At 75.2% G+C, this 13,913-nt stretch carries 11 protein-coding genes; 6 read left to right on the forward strand and 5 right to left on the reverse strand.

Going from position 1 to position 13,913, the window contains the following annotated elements; all coding sequences use genetic code 11:
* Positions 1–52: 52 nt before the first annotated feature.
* From ABL57_RS07665 to ABL57_RS07680, 4 genes are all read left to right on the forward strand, one after another.
* Entirely contained in the window at positions 53–589 is a 537-nt protein-coding gene (locus ABL57_RS07665) for a carboxymuconolactone decarboxylase family protein (protein ID WP_047802866.1), read from the forward strand.
* Positions 586–1,569 (forward strand): pirin family protein, encoded by a 984-nt coding sequence (locus ABL57_RS07670; RefSeq protein ID WP_047802867.1) that lies wholly within the window; start codon positions 586–588, stop codon positions 1,567–1,569. The genes ABL57_RS07665 and ABL57_RS07670 overlap by 4 nt, the downstream gene beginning before the upstream one ends.
* Before the next feature lie 310 nt (positions 1,570–1,879).
* Positions 1,880–2,374 carry a hypothetical protein gene (locus ABL57_RS07675; protein WP_047802868.1) on the forward strand — a complete coding sequence of 165 codons (495 nt, stop codon included), beginning with the start codon at positions 1,880–1,882 and terminating at the stop codon, positions 2,372–2,374.
* Between the two features lie 32 nt (positions 2,375–2,406).
* The gene (locus tag ABL57_RS07680; RefSeq protein ID WP_047802869.1) at positions 2,407–4,812 is read left to right on the forward strand and encodes a glycoside hydrolase family 31 protein; all 2,406 of its coding nucleotides are present in this window, start codon (positions 2,407–2,409) and stop codon (positions 4,810–4,812) included.
* Between the two features lie 91 nt (positions 4,813–4,903).
* On the opposite strand, the gene ABL57_RS07685 is transcribed toward ABL57_RS07680, so the two are convergent.
* On the reverse strand, positions 4,904–5,671 hold the full coding sequence (locus ABL57_RS07685; protein WP_047802870.1) for an alpha/beta fold hydrolase: 768 nt from the start codon (positions 5,669–5,671) through the stop codon (positions 4,904–4,906).
* A gap of 182 nt (positions 5,672–5,853) precedes the next feature.
* Between ABL57_RS07685 and ABL57_RS07690 the strand changes: the two genes are divergently transcribed.
* A complete protein-coding gene (locus ABL57_RS07690; RefSeq protein ID WP_035929432.1) occupies positions 5,854–6,159 on the forward strand; it encodes a DUF4193 domain-containing protein in 306 nt (101 codons plus the stop codon).
* A gap of 63 nt (positions 6,160–6,222) precedes the next feature.
* Here the strand turns inward: ABL57_RS07690 and ABL57_RS07695 are convergent, their stop codons facing one another.
* Positions 6,223–7,260: a zinc-dependent alcohol dehydrogenase family protein gene (locus ABL57_RS07695; RefSeq protein ID WP_047802871.1), complete on the reverse strand. Its 1,038-nt coding sequence runs from the start codon at positions 7,258–7,260 to the stop codon at positions 6,223–6,225.
* Between the two features lie 272 nt (positions 7,261–7,532).
* A complete protein-coding gene (gene ppc / locus ABL57_RS07700; RefSeq protein ID WP_047802872.1) occupies positions 7,533–10,340 on the reverse strand; it encodes a phosphoenolpyruvate carboxylase in 2,808 nt (935 codons plus the stop codon).
* 204 nt (positions 10,341–10,544) lie between these two features.
* Here ppc and ABL57_RS07705 point away from each other — a divergent pair, with 204 nt between their 5' ends.
* Positions 10,545–11,024, forward strand: a complete 480-nt coding sequence (locus ABL57_RS07705; RefSeq protein ID WP_047802873.1) for a hypothetical protein — start codon at positions 10,545–10,547, stop codon at positions 11,022–11,024.
* Between the two features lie 76 nt (positions 11,025–11,100).
* On the opposite strand, the gene ABL57_RS07710 is transcribed toward ABL57_RS07705, so the two are convergent.
* Positions 11,101–12,948 carry a bifunctional sugar phosphate isomerase/epimerase/4-hydroxyphenylpyruvate dioxygenase family protein gene (locus tag ABL57_RS07710; RefSeq protein WP_047802874.1) on the reverse strand — a complete coding sequence of 616 codons (1,848 nt, stop codon included), beginning with the start codon at positions 12,946–12,948 and terminating at the stop codon, positions 11,101–11,103.
* Between the two features lie 57 nt (positions 12,949–13,005).
* Entirely contained in the window at positions 13,006–13,908 is a 903-nt protein-coding gene (locus ABL57_RS07715; RefSeq protein WP_047802875.1) for a shikimate dehydrogenase, read from the reverse strand.
* Positions 13,909–13,913: the final 5 nt, after the last annotated feature.

Below are 13,913 nucleotides of genomic sequence, written 5' to 3' on the forward strand. Positions count from 1 at the left end.
ACAGGGCTCCGCTGACCGACGCACCGGACCGCACCGACGGCGAGGAGGATCCATGACCGCCCGTGACCGCTTCTTCCTCGACAAGTCCGATCCCGGCTCCTGGCGCGCCCTCAACGGGCTGGCCGGCACGGTCGCCGACGCCGCCGAGGAGGCGGGGGTCTCCCGGGCGGTGCTCGAACTCGTCAACGTGCGGATCTCCCAGCTCAACGGGTGCGCCTACTGCCTGGACCTGCACGTCCGCTACGCCGTGAAGGCCGGGGTGGGCTCCCAGCAGCTCGCGGTGCTGACCTCCTGGCGGGAGGCCGAGGCCCTGTACTCGGACCTCGAGCGCGCGGCGCTGGCCGTCGGGGAGGCGGCCACGGTCCTGCCCGAGGAACCGGCGCGCACCGCGGAGCTCGCCGCGGCCCGTGAGGCGCTCACCGACGAGCAGTTCTCGGCGCTGCAGTGGGCGGCGGTGACGATGAACGCGTTCAACCGGATCTCGATCCTCTCCCGCCACCCCGTCCGCTCGAGGGGCGGCGCGAAGGCGGCCGCGGCGACGGCCCCGGCCACCCCTGCCCCGGCGAGCGTGCCCGGGGGCGGGGCATGACCAATCTGGACGCGCGCCCCGAGGAGGTCGTCTGCACCGAGGGCGGTGGGGGCCCGCAGCTGCTCCCGCCGCGCGACGTGCCGCTGGGCGGGCCCCGGGCGATGACCGTGCGCCGGACCCTGCCCCAGCGCCGGCGGAGTCTGATCGGCTCCTGGTGCTTCCTGGACCACTACGGCCCGGACCCGGTCTCCGCGTCCGGGGGGATGCGGGTGGCCCGGCACCCGCACACCGGCCTGGCCACGGTGAGCCTGCTCTTCACCGGGGCGATCGCCCACCGGGACTCCGCCGGGTACCGCGCGATCGTGCGCCCCGGCGAGGTCAACCTCATGGTGGCCGGGCGCGGGATCTCCCACCAGGAGTTCTCGACCCCGGACACCGGCCTCCTGCACGGGGTGCAGCTGTGGTACGCGCTGCCGGACCGGACCCGGCACACGGCCCCGACGTTCGAGCACTACGCCCCGGAGCCCGTGCCCGGGCCGGGCAGCCTGCTGCGGGTGTACCTGGGCTCCCTGGCCGGGTCCGTCTCCCCGGTGCGGACCCACACCCCGCCCCTGCTGGCCGCCGAGATCGCCCTGGACGCCGGTGCCCGGCTGGAGCTGGAGGTGGACCCGGCCTTCGAGCACGGGGTGCTGCTGGACGCCGGGGACCTCGCCCTGGACGGGGACCCGGTGCCGGCGGACCACCTGGCCTACCTGCCCCCGGGCCGGGCGCGCCTGGTCCTGGAGGCCGGGTCGCTCCCCGTCCGGGCGCTGCTGATCGGCGGGGAGCCCCTGGGCGAGCGGATCGTGATGTGGTGGAACTTCGTGGGCCGCAGCCACGAGGAGGTCGCCTCCTACCGGGCGGCCTGGCAGGCGGAGATCGGGGCCGAGCCGGCACCGGTCGGGGCGGCCGACCCGCGCTTCGGTCCCTATCCGGAGGGAGAGCCCGCTCCACTGCCGGCCCCCGCCCTGCCCACCGTCCCGCTGCGCCCGCGCGGCTGAGCCCCCGGGGCCGCCCGGCCCGGTGCCGGGCGCCGTTCGCCCGGCACCGGAGCGCCCGGCACCGGATCGCCCGGCACCGGATCGCCCGGCACCGGATCGCCGGGCACCGGATCGCCCGGCACCGGATCGCCGGGCACCGGATCGGTGGGCCCGCGCCGGGAGAACCCGTGCCCCGATGGGGGATCGCAGGCCGCCGTTCGGCGACGCGCCGGTGTCTTCACGGTCGCGAACGGTCCGGCGGGCGGGATCAGCGGCTAGGTTCGGTGCTGAGCCCCGACCGGGCCCGTCCCGCCGCGAGGAGTCGACCGCCATGACCCAGTACCCGTACGGCCCGTCCAGCGCCCCCGGCGGCCCGTGGGCGGCCCGTCCCGTCCCACCGAGGACCCCGGACCTGCGGCTGCTGCTGCGGCTCACGGTGGCGTCCCTCGCCATCGGCGTGCTGGGCAGCGTCATCGGCTACCTGACGTCCTCGGAGCAGGTGGCCGCCGCCTCGGGCGGCATGTTCCTGGGCACGGGCTTCGTGCTCGCGAGCGCCGTGGTGGGCGTCGCCGTCAACGCGGGCCTGTACGCCCTGGTCTTCTTCCCGCTGCGCGATCAGCGGCAGTGGGCCTGGATCCTCGGCATCGTCTTCGCGTCCATGGCGGTGCTCAGCACCGTGGCCAGTCTCGTGCTGTCGTTCGCCGTGCCCGTCGTGCCGACCGGGACGCAACCGCTGCAGCTGCTGCCCGCCGCGCTCAAGCTCGCGGTGGACGCGGCGTGGCTGGTCGTGGCCGTGCGCCCGGGGGTGCGCGCCGCCCTGCGCTGACCCCGCCGGGTCCGGGGCCCTACGCTGGGGGAATGCCCCTCCCCCGCTTCCGTCCCACCGGCCACGGCTCCCCGGAGCCCGCCGCCGTCGTCGCCGGCGCGCACTACCGCATCACCGTGTTGACCGACGGGCTGCTCCGCCTGGAGTACAGCCCCGGAGGCCGGTTCGAGGACCGGCCCTCGGCCTTCGCGGTGCACCGCCGGTTCCCGGTGCCGCCGTTCCGCGTCCGGCGCTCGGAGGCCGGCCTGGAGCTGTTCACCGACCGGATCCACCTGAGCTACGACGAGCGGGAGTTCAGCCCCTCCGGCCTGTCCGTGCAGGTGCGCGGCGGGGTGACCAACTACCACAGCGTGTGGCGCTACGGCACCCCGGTGCCCACGCTCGGCGGGACCGCCCGCACCCTCGACGAGGCCGACGGCCCCATCCCGCTCGAGCCGGGCATCAACTCCCGGGAGGGCTTCGGGGTGGTCGACGACTCGGGGTCCGTGCTGCTCACGGAGGACGGCTGGTACGCCCCGCGTCCCCGTGAGGAGGGCGCGGTGGACCTCTACTTCTTCGGCTACGGCCACGACCACCAGGAGGCCCTGCGCGCCTTCTACGCGCTGTCCGGGCCGCAGCCGGTGCTGCCCCGCTACGCCCTGGGCAACTGGTGGAGCCGCTACCACGCCTACGACGAGACCGAGTACCGGCAGCTGGTCCAGGACTTCGCGGAGCGCCGCCTGCCCTTCTCCGTGCTCGTGGTGGACATGGACTGGCACCTCACCGACGAGCACGTGGAACGCCACCACGGCTCGGGCTGGACCGGCTACACCTGGAACCGGGAGCTCTTCCCGGACCCGCGGCGCTTCCTGGGGTGGGCGCACGAGCGCGGCTACCGGGTCACCCTCAACCTGCACCCGGCCGACGGCGTGCGCTCCTTCGAGGAGCCCTATCCCGCGATGCTCGAGGCCCTGGGCCGGGACCCCGGGACGGAGGAGCCGGTGGCCTTCGACGTCACCGACCGGCAGTTCCTCTCCGCCTACTTCGAGGTCCTGCACCGGGGCCTGGAGGCGGAGGGCGTGGACTTCTGGTGGATCGACTGGCAGTCCGGCGAGCACTCCCGCCTGCCCGGTGTGGACCCGCTGTGGGTGCTCAACCACTACCACTTCCTGGACTCCGCCTCGGGCGGCGAGCGCCCGCTGATCCTCTCCCGGTACGCGGGCCCCGGCAGCCACCGCTATCCCGTGGGGTTCTCCGGCGACACCGTCATCTCCTGGGCCTCGCTGGCCTTCCAGCCGCGGTTCACCGCGACGGCGGCGAACATCGGCTTCGGCTGGTGGAGCCACGACATCGGCGGGCACATCCACGGCTCCCGCGACGACGAGCTGGCCACGCGCTGGCTGCAGTTCGGGGTGTTCTCCCCGGTGCTGCGCCTGCACTCGGGCGACAACGACTTCATCGCCAAGGAGCCGTGGCGCTACCGCTCCCCCTACGCCGAGATCATGGAGCGAGGCCTGCGCCTGCGGCACCGTCTCGTGCCGTACCTGCACACCGCCAACCGCGCCGCGGCCGTCGACGGCGTGCCGCTGGTCCGGCCCCTGTACTTCGAGCACCCGGAGGCGGAGCAGGCCTACCGCTACGACCACCAGTACCTGTTCGGCCCCGAGCTGATGGTCGCGCCCGTGACGGCCCCCGTGGACCCCGTGCTCACCCGCGCCGCGGTGCCCGTGTGGCTGCCGGAGGGGTCGTGGACGGACCTGTTCACCGGCACCGTCTACGACGGCGGGCGCGAGCTCGTGCTGCACCGCGGCCTCGGCGAGCTGCCCGTCCTGGCGCGCGCCGGCGCCATCCTCCCGCTCGCCGGCGCGGACCGCGACGCCGCACCGGGCCCGGGAAACCCCGCCGAGCTCGAGGTGCTGGTGGTGGCGGGCGACTCCCACGGCGCCGTCCTGGACGAGGACGACGACGCCGGGGACGGCCGGGACCCCGCCCGCTGGGCCCGCACCGAGCTGGCCCTCGACGTCGCGGCCGGGGAGTTCTCGCTCGGCCCCGCGCGGGGCAACCTCGGCTGCCTGCCGCCGGCGCGGACCTGGACCCTCACCGTCCTCGGCGCCGCGGAGCTGACCGGCCTCACCGTCACCGTGGACGGCGAGGACGCCCCGGTGTCCGTCGTCCGGCGGGACCGGCGCACCTCCGTCACGGTCCCGGACGTCCCGGCCGGGGCGCAGGTCGTGCTCCGCTCCCCGGGCCTGTGCGGGGTGTCGGCCCCGGACCCGGCGCCCCGGGTCTTCGACCTGCTCAACGACGCCCAGATCGGCTACGACGTCAAGGAGCGCCTCTACGCCGCCGTCCGGCAGGACCCCGTGGCGGCGCTCGGCCAGGCCCCGGCCCTGGGCGCCGAGGGGCCGCTGCTCAGCGCGCTCGCCGAGCTGGTCCTGGCCTCCCGGGACGGTGCCTGATCCCGGGGCCCGGCAGCCCGCCGGGCCCTCCGGTCCGGGTCCCGCCCGCACCGCGCCACCGGGGTGCGCTCGTCCGTCCCCGGCGCTCCGGTCAGGCGTCCGCGCGGCGCCGGAGCGGGGCGAGGGTCTCCGGCTTGTCGGTGGCGTGGAAGTCGGTGATCAGCCGCGCGCACAGCCCCGGCTTCTCGACCAGCACCCCGTGGGAGGCGTGCGGGACCACGGCCAGCTCCGCCTGCGGCAGGGCGCGGTACATGGTCACGGCGTGCTCGAGCCGGACCTCGTCGTCGTCGCCGAGGAGCACCAGCACGGGAAGGTCGAGACCCGCCAGGTCCGCGTCCGTGAAGGCCGGTTCCGTCGCGTGCATCCGCCGCAGCTTCTCCACCACCTGCCCGTAGTGCTCCCGCCCGTCGGGCGAGACCTCGGCGTAGGCGTCGGCCATGAACTCCGGCACCCGGGCCTGGTCCTCGAGGACTCCCGGCGCCCATCCGCTGTGGTGGTGGACCCCGGCGGCGACGACCAGGTCGCGGACCAGGTCGGGACGCCGCAGCGCCACGGCCAGGGCGACCACGGCCCCGTCGCTGTAGCCCAGCAGGTGCACCGGGGCCCCCGCCTCCCGCTCCAGGAAGGCGATCGTGTCCCCGGCCATCGCGGCGTAGGACAGCGGACCGCCCGGGTCGGGGGTGTGGCCGTGGGCCCGCTGTTCCGGGGTGAGCACCCGGTAGCTGCCGGCCAGCTCCCCGGCCAGCGGCTCCAGGGCCCGGGAGTCCGTGCCGCCGGGATGCAGCAGGACGAAGGGCGGCCCGTCCCCGCGGGCATCGAACCACAGCCGCGCGGGCCGGCCGGTCCCCTCGGTGTCCATGGGCCTCAGTATCGCCTCCCCGGACGCGCCGCACCAGCACCACGCAGCGACGGACCGGAGCGACGGACCGGGCGGTGAGCCCCGGGCCCCAGCAGATCCCCACCCGGTGCGGTTACACTTTGGTCCTTCCGTGCAGGGCAGCCCTGCACAGCAACGCCTTTCCCAGGAGGACGCACCACATCATGGCCACCGACTACGACGCTCCGCGCACCCGCCCCGAGGACGAGCCGGCCAACGAGTCCCTGGAAGCGATCCAGGTCCAGCGCAGCGCCGCCACCCAGACCGCGGTGATCGACGCCGAGGACTTCGACACCGCCGAGGGCATCGACCTGCCCGGCGCGGACCTCTCGCACGAAGAGCTCACCGTGGCCGTCATCCCCGAGCAGAGCGACGAGTTCACCTGCGGGGCCTGCTTCCTGGTCCGCCACCGCTCCCAGCTCGCCCGCACCAGCGCCGGCACCAGCTACTGCACCGACTGCGAGGGCTGAGCCCTCGAAGCCACCGGCGGACGACGGCTCGGGCCCTCCCGGGGCGGACCTCCTCGAGGACGTCTACAGCGCCGGGTCGATCATGGTGATGCCGGCCACCGCCGCCCGGTCGAACACGGGCAGCAGCGCCGCGGCCGCGTCGAGCCCGATGGTGCGCTCGATGAGCCTTTGGGGCTGCAGGGTGCCCTGCTCGATCAGCGACATCATGGCCGGGTAGTCGGCCGCCGCCATCCCGTGGCTGCCGAGCAGGTCGAGCTCCCAGCCGATGACCCGCGCCATCGGCACCCGCGGGTGGCCCTCGACCGGCGGCAGCAGGCCGATCTGGACGTGCCGTCCCCGCCGGCGCAGGCTCAGCACGGCGTCGGCGCAGGTCTGCTCGCTGCCCACGGCGTCGACGGCCACGTGGCTGCCGCCGCCGGTGAGGTCGGCGACGGCCTCCGGGACGTCGGTCCCGTCCGCGCGCAGCGCGTGCTCCGCGCCCAGCTCGCGGGCGCGGGCGAGCGCCTCGGGGTTGCGGTCGACCGCGATCACCCGGCCGCCCAGCGCGCGGGCGATCATCACCGCGCTGAGCCCCACGCCGCCGGCGCCGAGCACGGTCACCCACTCCCCCTCGGCCACGCGCGCCCGCGCGGCCAGGGCCCGGTACGCCGTGGCGAACCGGCATCCCAGCCCGGCCGCGGTGGCGAAGTCGACGTGCTCGGGGACGGCCACGAGGTTCGTGTCGGCGGCGTGCAGGGCGACGCGCTCGGCGAAGGACCCCCAGTGGGTGAACCCCGGCTGCTCCTGCGCGGGGCAGACCTGCGCGTCGCCGGCCCGGCACCAGTCGCAGCGACCGCAGCCGCAGACGAAGGGGACGGTGACCCGGTCCCCGGTCCTCCAGCGGCGCACGCCCTCGCCCACCGCGGCGACCACCCCGGCCAGCTCGTGCCCGGGCACGTGGGGCCACGCGATCTCGTCGTGCCCGGCCCACGCGTGCCAGTCGCTGCGGCACAGACCCGTGGCCCGCACCTGGACGACCACCCCGTGCGGCGGGGCCGAGGGCTCGGCGACGTCACGGACCTCGGGCCGGGCCCGGACAGCATCGATCACCACTGCGCGCATGGCTCCCACTCTCCCACGGTGGCCGGGCTCCCGGCGCCGGGCGGTGCCGTCCGCACCGCGGTGGTCCGGCGACCGCCTCCGCAGGATCCTGGGAGGCGGTCCCAGTCCAGAGCCCCGAGGTCCGGGGGCACGGGCAGCCGGGCGACGTCCCTGCGGGAACAGTTGACGAGGCCGGCGCGGAGCTCTGCTGCGGTCAGCGGGTGCATGCGGACGGCCCTTCGGGTAGGGGGCCGCACGGTGACCGGTGGCGGCCACCGTGCGGGCCCACCGGCTCAGCCGGTGTTGCGCAGCCCGGCGGCCACCCCGTTGATGGTGATGAGCAGGGCCCGCTGCAGGCCCTCGTCGACCTCCTGGCCCGCGGCGGCCTGCTCCCGGATCCGGCTCAGCAGCTCCACCTGCAGGTAGGAGATGGGGTCGAGGTACTGGTCCCGGACCTGGAGCGTCTGCTTCAGGGTGGGGTTGCCGTCCAGCAGCTCCTCCTGCCCGGTGAGCCGGGAGAGCTCGTCCAGGGTGAGCTCGTACTCGCGGCGGATCACCTCGAACAGGTGCTGGAGCCGCTCGGGCACCAGCGCCCGGACGTAGTGGGCGGCAACCTCCAGGACGGTCTTCGCCACGGTCATCTCCACGTTGGAGACCACGGAGCGGAAGAAGTGCCAGCGCTCGAGCATGGTGCGCAGGTCGCCCTCCATCCCCGCCTCGCGGGCGGCGCGCAGGCCCGAGCCCACGCCGAACCAGCCCGGGACGATCTGGCGGGACTGCGTCCACCCGAACACCCACGGGATGGCGCGCAGCCCGGACAGGCCCGTGTCCGACGACGGGCGCTTGGCCGGGCGGGAGCCGATGTTCAGGGCGCCGAGCTGCTCCACCGGGGTGGCGGCCAGGAAGTACTCCGGCAGGTCGGGGTCCTCGACCAGGCCCTGGTAGGCGGCGAAGGCGGCGTCGCTGACGACGTCCATGACCTCGCCCCACCGGTCCAGCTCCTCCTCCGAGGAGCGCGGGTCCTGGTGCAGGGCGGTGGCGCGCAGCACGGCGGCCAGGGACAGCTCCAGGTTCTCCCGGGCGAGGGCGGGCAGGGAGAACTTGTCGCTGATCACCTCGCCCTGCTCGGTGAACTTGATCTCCCCGGCCAGGACGCCGCTGGGCTGGGCCAGGATGGCGTCGTGGGTGGGGCCGCCGCCGCGGCCCACGGAGCCGCCGCGGCCGTGGAACAGCCGCAGCCGGACCCCGTGCCGGGCGGCGACGTCGCGCAGCCGGCGCTCGGTCCGGTGGATCTCCCAGCGGCTGGTCATCACCCCGGACTCCTTGTTGGAGTCGGAGTAGCCGAGCATGACCTCCTGCACGTTCCCGCGCGCCGCGACCACCCGCCGGTAGGCGGGGTCGGAGAGCAGCTCGTCGATGACCTCCGCCGAGCGGCGCAGCTCCTGGACGGTCTCCAGCAGGGGCGCGAAGCCGATGCCGGCACGGTCCTGCTCCCCCGTGAGGTCCACCAGCCCGGCCTCACGGGCCAGGATGACGGGGGCCAGGATGTCGTCGGCCGCGCGGGTCATGGACACGATGTAGGTCTCGACGATCTCCTCGCCGTAGGTCTCCTGCGCCCGGACGATCTCCCGGAACACCGCGAAGGTGCGGTCCGCGTCCCCGTCCAGGTGCCCGGCGCCGGTGGACAGCCCCGGCGGGGCGAGGGGACGGCGGCCGGCGAGCTCACCGGCCAGCACCCGGGCACGCTCGGCGCGGGACATCTCCGCGTACGGCCGGTCGAGTTCCCCGAGCCGGTCGAGCAGCTGTCCCACGGCCTCGTGGTGGGCGTCGGCGTGCTCGCGCACGTCGAGGGTCGCCAGGCCCAGTCCGAACCCGGCGATCGTGCGGGTGGCGGCCGCGAGGGTGCCGTCGGCGGCGAGCGCCCCCGCGTGGTGGCGCAGCGAGCGGGCCACCACGTCGAGGTCGGCCACGAGTTCGGCGGTGGTCCGGTAGTCCCGGCCCGGCTCGTGGGCGGTCTCCTCGGCGAAGCGGCGGCGGGTGTTGATCAGCTTGGCCTTGATGCAGGTGAGCTTGAGCCGGTAGGGCTCCTGCGCGTTGAGCTCCAGCACCCGCGGGTCCAGCCCGGGCAGGTGCGCCACGTCCCGCTCCACGGACTCCAGCAGCTCGGGGTCGACCTCGACGATCGCGGTCGAGGAGGAGATCCGGGAGACCAGGACGTCCAGGAAGCTCAGGGCGATGTCGACGGCGGCCTGTCCCTGCAGCTGCAGGACCTTCCGGGTCATCTCGGGGGTGACGTTGGGGTTGCCGTCCCGGTCCCCGCCGATCCAGGAGCCGAAGCGCAGCGGCGGGGCGCCCGCCGGGAGGTGCACATCGTGCTCCGCGAGCTGCTCCTCGAGGTCCGCGAGCAGCACGGGCATGGTCTCGGTGAGCACCTCGCGCAGGTAGTAGAGGGCGTTGCGGGCCTCGTCCAGCGGGGTGGGGCGGTTCTGGCGCAGCTCGTCGGTCTGCCAGAGCAGCTCGATCAGCTCCGCGAGCCGCCGGTCCTGGCTCCGGCGGGCGGAGGAGCCCTCCGGGGTCTCGTGGGCCAGGATGTCGGAGAGGTGCCGGATCTTCGTCAGCACGGAGCGGCGGGAGGCCTCGGTGGGGTGGGCCGTGAACACCGGGCGGACGTCGAGGGAGTCGACCGCCCGGCGCAGGGCCTCCGGGCCGGCCTCCGCGGCGACGTCGCCGACCGCCGCGGCGAGCCACCCCTCCTCCTCGGGGCGCCCTCCGAGCACGCGCACCCGGTGCACCTGCTCGGCGGCGTTGGCCAGGTGGAAGTACTGGGCGAAGGCGCGCACCAGGTCGGTCGCCCGGTCCAGGGGCAGGGAGCCGAGGAGCTCGCGGACCTGGGCCGCGGCGCCGTCGTCCCCGGAGGCCTTGGCGTCCTTGGTGAGCCGGCGGACCTGCTCGACGAGGTCCAGCAGCTCCTCGCCGCGCTGGCGGGTCAAGGTCTCTCCCAGCAGGGTGGTGATCCGCCGGACGTCGGCCCGCAGCGGGGCGTCGATCACCTCGGGGTGACTGGGGGCGGTGTGCGGGGGCCGGTCGTGCTGCGTCGTCATGTCTCGGCTGCTCCTGGCTCGTCGGTCGGGGCGGAATCGCGCACGACCGACGACCGGTCGCGCCGTCGGTGCCTACCCGTCCACCCTACCCCGCGGGCCCGGACGGGTGTATCCGGCGTCACGGCCCGGGCGCTCCCGTGCCCGCCGTGCCCCGGAGCGGTAGGTTCGGCGGTGAGCACCTCGCCCGCGCCAGGAGGCACCGCCATGACCCGAGACCAGCACGGTTCGCCCGGCCCCGTGCCCGGGTCGGCCCGGCCGCCCCGGACGGCCGGTCTGCGCCTGCTGCTGCGGCTCACCCTGCTCTCGTTCGCGGTCAACGTGGCGGACTCCGCCGTCCAGGCGGTGGTGGGGGTCAGCACCCTGCTGCCGGGCCTGGAGGACGCCATCAGCGTCCCCGGGCTGCCCGGGGGCGGGCCGGCGGCCGCGCTGGCGCTGTTCGGCGTGGCGCTGACGACGGTGCTCTACGCGCTGGTCTGGTTCCCGCTGCGGGAGCAGCTGCAGTGGGGGTGGGTCCTCGGCCTGGTCTTCTGCTCCCTGGCCGTGCTCGGCGACGTCTTCGACCTGGCGGTGTTCCTGCTGGGCGGCCACCTGCTGCCGGCGCTGAGCACCGTGGCCCTCGTGGCCGTCAACGTGCTCTGGCTGGTCGTGGCCGGCCGGCCGGGGGTGCGGGCGGCGCTGCGCTGAGCGGCGCCCGCACCCCCCGGCCGGCCGCCTGGAACGGGGCACCGGTGACGCGCTGCCGGAGCCGGCCGGCGGCGCGTCACCGGTGCGCGCGCGTGCGCCGGTACTGTGCGGCGAGCCGGACGGGGGCGTTGGGCGCCCCGAACCCGGCGTAGCCGCCGCGGCGCTCGACCACCTCGAAGAACACCGTGCCCAGGGTGCCCGTGTAGAAGTGCAGGAACTCACCCTCGGCGTCCCGGTCGTAGAGCAGGTCCAGCTCCTGCAGGGAGGCCACGAACTCCTCGTCCAGGTCGAACCGGGCGGCGAGGTCCTCGTAGTAGTTCTGCGGGACCGGCAGCAGCTCCAGTCCGCGCCGGCGGGCCCGGCGGGCGGCCGCGACCACGTCCGTGCAGGCCAGGGCCACGTGTTCGGGATAGGCCGCGCCCACGAAGGAGCCCTGCTCGGCGGCGGCCGGGGCGACGTTCAGGGGCAGCCGCACCGCCGCGTCGGAGGAGCGCATCACCTGGCTGCGCACCAGCCCCGACGGGCCCGGGACGTCCTGGGCCGGCTGGGCGGCGAGGGCGAGCACCGAGGTGTAGAAGAGCACCGCCTCGTCGTAGTGCTGCCACGGCTGGGCCATGTTGACGTGGTCCACGCCGGTGACCAGGGAGGCGGGGTCGAGCTCCTCGTCCGCGCCGAACTCCCCGAGCCACTGCGGCACACCGTTGCCGGGCGCGCGGCAGAAGAAGATCTCCGTGCCGTCCGGGGCATAGACCCCGCGCAGCACCTGTTCGCCCGGCTCCTGGGTGCGGGGCACCGGCCGGGCCGCGAGCCGGGCGGCGCGCTCGAGCGCGGTGTCGGGCTCCGCGACCTCGAACCCGAGGGCGGCGACCTCGGTGGGGGCGTCGGGGGCGACGGCGTTGTTCACGACGATCCGCACGAGTCCCTGGACCCACAGCTGCACGTGCTCCTTGGACTGGTGGTGCCCGCCGAGTGCGAAGCCCAGCTGGTGCAGCAGCCGGGTGGTCTCCCCCAGGCGGCCGGTGCGGATCTCCACGAAGTCGTAGCCCTCCGGCTCCTCCACCGGCGGCAGCGGCTGCAGCCGCAGCCGGTCCCGCGCCGGCTCGCCGGCCAGGGCCCGCCGGGTCCGGTCCTCGAGCCAACGCAGGGAGCGCAGCCCGTCCACGGCCGTGCGGTGCACGTCGGCCTGGCGGAAGGCGTCGTTGAAGATCTCCAGGGAGACCGGCCCGTCGTAGCCGGCGCGGACCAGGTGGGACAGGAACCCGACCATGTCGAAGTCGCCCTCGCCGGGGAAGACCCGGTGGTGGCGGGACCAGGAGAGCACGTCCATGTGCAGCAGCGGGGCGTCGGCCAGCTGCACGAAGAAGATCTTCTCGGCCGCGATGGCCTCGATGGGCGCGGGGTCCCAGCCGCGGGAGAGGATGTGGAAGCTGTCCAGGCAGGTGCCCACGTGCGGGTGGTCGGCGAGGTCCACGATCCGCTGGGCGTGCTCGAAGTCGTCGACGAACCTCCCCCAGGCCAGGGCCTCGTAGGCGAGCCGGACCCCGTGGTCCGCGGCGAGGTCCCCGAGCGCGCGCAGCTGCCCGGCCATGGCCTCGTCGTCGTCGACCTGGGCGGTCGCGACGTTGGAGCACACGAGCATGGTGGTGGTGCCCAGCCGGTTCATCAGCCGGAACTTCGCCTCGGCGCGCTTCAGGTTGGCGGAGAACCGCTCGGGGGCCACGGCCTCGGCGTCGCGGAAGGGCTGGTAGAGGTCCAGGCCCAGGCCCAGGTCCGCGGCGAGGTCCCGGATCTGCTCGGGCGCCGACGGGCAGACCACGAGGTCCTGCTCGAAGACCTCGATCCCGTCGAAGCCGGCGGCCGCGGCGGCGTGCATCTTCTCCTCGAGCGTGCCCGAGAGGCAGACCGTGGCGATGGAGGTTCTCATGCTGGGACCCCTTGTGGTCGGTGGGGGAACGGCGGAAGGTGGGCGGATGGGGCCGGCTCAGGGGCCCGGCGGAGCCGTCTGGGAGGCCGTCTGCCGGGTCGCGAGCAGGTCCAGGAAGTGCTCGCGCATCCGGGCGCGGTCGGGTGTCACCCCGGTGATCAGCCGGAAGGCGTCCACGGCCTGCCCCACGGCCATGTGCCCGCCGTCGAGCACCCGGCAGCCCTTGGCCCGGGCGGCGACGACCAGCTCGGTGTCCACCGGGAGGTAGACCACGTCCGCCACCCACTGGCGCCCGTCCAGCAGCGCGGGATCGACGGGGGTGCCGGGGTGGCGGTGCATGCCCACGGGGGTGGCGTTGACGACCCCGTCGGCGGCCGGGACCAGCTCGGGCAGGGCCCCGGCCGGGGCGGCCACCACCTCGCGGCCGGGGAAGACCGCCGCGAGCGCCGCGGCGCGCTCGGCGGCCCGGGCCCCGTCCACGTCGAACAGGTGCAGCGTGCGCACCCCCGCGGACAGCAGCGCGGCGGCCACCGCCGAGCCGGCCCCACCGGTGCCGATCTGCACCACAGTGTCCCGCGCCGCGCCCGGCAGCTCGGTGGTGAGCCCGGCGGCGAAGCCGGACTGGTCGGTGTTGTGGCCGACGAACCGCCCGTCCCGGACGAGCACGGTGTTGACCGCGCCCAGCGCGGCGGCCGCGGGGGTCACCTCGTCCAGGTGGGAGAGGACCAGCTGCTTGCAGGGGTGGGTGATGTTGAAGGCGTTGAAGCCGAGCTCGCGCCCGGCCCGCAGCAGCTCGCCGACGTCGCTGCCCGGGCGGCCGATCACCTCCAGGTCCACCGGCCGGTAGAGGTAGTGCAGGCCGTGGTGGGCGGCCTCGGTCTCGTGCATCGGCGGGGTGAGGCTGGCGGTGATGCCCGCCCCGATCAGGCCGACCAGGTAGGACTCGGTGACGGTGCTCATGGGGC

The organism is Kocuria sp. SM24M-10 (assembly GCF_001027955.1).
Taxonomy (GTDB): domain Bacteria; phylum Actinomycetota; class Actinomycetes; order Actinomycetales; family Micrococcaceae; genus Kocuria; species Kocuria oceani.

Excerpts from the sequence above, each read along its gene's own strand:
- ABL57_RS07665 (WP_047802866.1), top strand. The coding sequence starts at position 53 with ATGACCGCCCGTGACCGCTTCTTCCTCGACAAGTCCGATCCCGGCTCC.
- ABL57_RS07670 (WP_047802867.1), top strand. The coding sequence starts at position 586 with ATGACCAATCTGGACGCGCGCCCCGAGGAGGTCGTCTGCACCGAGGGC.
- ABL57_RS07675 (WP_047802868.1), top strand. The coding sequence starts at position 1,880 with ATGACCCAGTACCCGTACGGCCCGTCCAGCGCCCCCGGCGGCCCGTGG.
- ABL57_RS07680 (WP_047802869.1), top strand. The coding sequence starts at position 2,407 with ATGCCCCTCCCCCGCTTCCGTCCCACCGGCCACGGCTCCCCGGAGCCC.
- ABL57_RS07685 (WP_047802870.1), bottom strand. The coding sequence starts at position 5,671 with ATGGACACCGAGGGGACCGGCCGGCCCGCGCGGCTGTGGTTCGATGCC.
- ABL57_RS07690 (WP_035929432.1), top strand. The coding sequence starts at position 5,854 with ATGGCCACCGACTACGACGCTCCGCGCACCCGCCCCGAGGACGAGCCG.
- ABL57_RS07695 (WP_047802871.1), bottom strand. The coding sequence starts at position 7,260 with ATGCGCGCAGTGGTGATCGATGCTGTCCGGGCCCGGCCCGAGGTCCGT.
- ppc (WP_047802872.1), bottom strand. The coding sequence starts at position 10,340 with ATGACGACGCAGCACGACCGGCCCCCGCACACCGCCCCCAGTCACCCC.
- ABL57_RS07705 (WP_047802873.1), top strand. The coding sequence starts at position 10,545 with ATGACCCGAGACCAGCACGGTTCGCCCGGCCCCGTGCCCGGGTCGGCC.
- ABL57_RS07710 (WP_047802874.1), bottom strand. The coding sequence starts at position 12,948 with ATGAGAACCTCCATCGCCACGGTCTGCCTCTCGGGCACGCTCGAGGAG.
- ABL57_RS07715 (WP_047802875.1), bottom strand. The coding sequence starts at position 13,908 with ATGAGCACCGTCACCGAGTCCTACCTGGTCGGCCTGATCGGGGCGGGC.